Consider the following 2,827-nt stretch of genomic DNA (forward strand, 5'->3'; position numbering starts at 1 on the left):
GTTCTGGTGCAGTCAATGTAACCTGTGAAACTCCCGCGTTTTCGCAAGAAAATGAGGGAGTTACCGACCATGAGTAGATCAGCTGATCACCATCCGGATCGGAAGACGCCGAACCGTCGAACACTACTTCCGAGCCCTCTGAAAAGCTTCCCGCTTGGACGGGACTCACAGATGCTACTGGCGGTCTGTTGGTATTGTTGACCACAACGGCGAACTGGTCGACTATGCTTCCTCCCCGTCCATCTGAGACTGAGAATTCCACTGTGTAAGAACCGGATTCGGTAAAGTTTGGGGAGAAGACATAGATCCCGTTTGCGATCTCACCAGGCCCGGATATCTTTGATAGAGCAACAGTATCTCCATCGGGATCGCTGACAAAGGAATTCAGATTCAGCGTCAAAGTTGATCCTTCATCCGAAATTTGATCTACCGCGCTGCTTATGGGAGGTTTGTTTACATCTAGTACGGTGACTGAAATATTGTCGCTTGAACTACCCCCTCTACCATCACTGACCTCCAGTCTGAACTCGAGCTGGCTTTGCGAGTTTTTCGGAAGCTCCGGAGCAGTGAAAGTGGCTACTCTGGCGTGCGGATTCTGAATTTGAACTGAAGCTCCCGATATCTGTGTCCATGTATAGGAAAGCGAATCCGAGTCAGGATCTGAGGAACTGATCCCGTCTAGCGAGATGAGCTCGCCTTCATTTACGGAAAAGTCAGCTCCCGCATTAGCCGATGGTGATCTGTTCCAGTCAAGGAGATCTCCGATTTCCGGAATCAAGTCTTTCTCCAAAGTGTTACCGATTTCTATTGTGACCGATCCAATGTCTCCTATTATGCTCTTCAACCATCCCGCTATGTCAACTCCTGCTGCGGCAGATAACCTGGCCATGAGAACGGGCTCCAGCCCTTCACTAACGCTAACCTTAAGTCCGGCTTCCAAAGAGGGAATAACCGCTATATATGGGCCTGCTATATCGTAAAGCAAAGCGTGAGCACCTACTTCAAGTTTCCCGGTTGCGGTTGCGCCTACCTCGGCGTCTATTTCAAGAGGTTTAATAGTGTAAAAGGGGTCAAAATCAGCGATATTGGACCAATCGTCTTCATATCTGGCGCCGGCCTTCAGGTTTACTCCTACGATTACCCCGGTTTCGGCTGTAAACTTTCCATAGGCTTTTGCTATCACTTTCAATTCTCCATACAAGACGATGTTTATATAAACGGGAACCACTCCAATTGAAAAGGCTATTCTTGCTACAGGGTAGCTCTTGGATAGGAGTGTCTTTTCTATCTCGGCGAAAGTGAGTTCGGCATCAAACTCGACAGTGAATTCGAGCTGTGGAGAAGTATCGATCCACGCTTCAAAGTAATTCAGTTCCCATGAGCTGTCCCACCAGCCCCAGTAGAAGTCGATGTCCCATGCGATGTGAGCGTTCAGAGGAGCCGAGGGTTTTACAGTGAGACCAATTGTAAAGGCCGGTGTTGCGCTGCTTGTCGTTTCATTTAAGGGAATCTCCACTTCTGCCGACAGTTCAAGTCCGGAGAAATTCTGATAGAAATTGCCTGCCCAGTCGTCGGGCCCGGGTTCCTTGCATAACGAACGGGGAAGAGAAACCTTCCTTTCAGGGATACGGTACTTCGAAATCTTGCATAGTTGTACAGAGACATGATAAACTCGCCTCTATGATCAAGAAATGCACTCGGTCTTGAAAGCGAAATATGGAGCTGTTCAGTCAAGACTAAGGCATTGTCTGACACAGAAAGAGAGGCCGACATAACAGATCCACCGCCAAAATCAACAATCCAGTTCATTCCATCGAGTTCATCTGCGTTGACGATTTCCGCGCCTTCCGGCAGGATTACCTCGGTAGTCTTCTTGTGAGAGATGGCTCCGTCGTTGAATTCTCCCTGGAATTCCTTTGAGGGCTTCTCAAGAGATTCCAGGAACATCGTCTGAAACATCATCTGTGAGAAGATGAACTCGAAGTATTCCTCCATCAACTTCTCCGATGGACCTGTGGATATTGACCAGATGTCAGACGATTTGTCGTATGCTGAGAAAGAGTCAATCTGTCCCTCCATGCTTCTGGAGAAAGCTTCATTCACGGATCTAAGAGAGACAGAGTTCCAAACTGAATTGCCGGGAAGGACAAATTTCAGTTCCGTTGATGCCTGTGAAAAGAAATCTTGTTCTTCCCCGAACTTTTCGACATATTCCCAGTGAATTCTGTATAAAGACGCAAGGGCAGAAGGGGGAGCGGATTCTACTCGCGATATTCTGGCGTTTCCGCTACTGTCAACTACTATTGTGTCTTTTCTTTCATACTCCATGGAAAGCGCGCTGCAAGTTAGAAGAAGAACAAACAGAGCAATCAACAATCGTCTCATATCCAACCCTCCCAATCCATTGGCAAGGGAGTGGCTTAGATTGAGGCGGCAAAAGTGATTGATGTGATAGGAAACTGGCAGTGAGAAGTCGACTCCCTTACGTTTTCATTATATGCTTTTGAGTTCCCAACACAATGCCACACAGACAATTCAGCAGGAACGGGCTCCTTGGTAATCCGTTCACTCCAGTGGTGTTCTTGCAGGACTAATACTCTAATCGTTTATGCCAATAACTCATATGCAAAGGAGCGAAAAGCCTCATCTGTATGAGGGATCGCTTAATGACGAGGGTGTTATCATTGAAGAAGGGAATACAGTGGGTTCGGAGGGTTGTAAGCATGGAACTCATCTACGGAACAAGAAACCCGGCTAAAGCGATGAGCATGAGGAAGATGCTTTCCGGATTGGATCTGCAATTAGGAGATTTATGTTCATTGGAGCA

2 protein-coding genes are annotated in these 2,827 nt (G+C 47.4%); both read right to left on the minus strand.

From position 1 onward, the window contains the following. Positions 1 to 1,516, minus strand: a 1,516-nt coding sequence (locus ENN47_09665; GenBank protein ID HDP78430.1) for a hypothetical protein, incomplete at its 3' end; no start/stop codon positions are given. Further along, positions 1,501 to 2,385: a hypothetical protein gene (locus ENN47_09670; GenBank protein ID HDP78431.1), complete on the minus strand. Its 885-nt coding sequence runs from the start codon at positions 2,383 to 2,385 to the stop codon at positions 1,501 to 1,503. The genes ENN47_09670 and ENN47_09665, both read right to left, overlap by 16 nt. Positions 2,386 to 2,827 lie beyond the last annotated feature (442 nt).

It is taken from the genome of Mesotoga infera (assembly GCA_011045915.1).
GTDB classification, from domain to species: Bacteria; Thermotogota; Thermotogae; order Petrotogales; family Kosmotogaceae; genus Mesotoga; species Mesotoga infera_D.

What these genes read in the sequence shown, in the direction of transcription:
- ENN47_09670 (HDP78431.1), bottom strand. Translation starts at nt 2,385, where the DNA reads ATGAGACGATTGTTGATTGCTCTGTTTGTTCTTCTTCTAACTTGCAGC.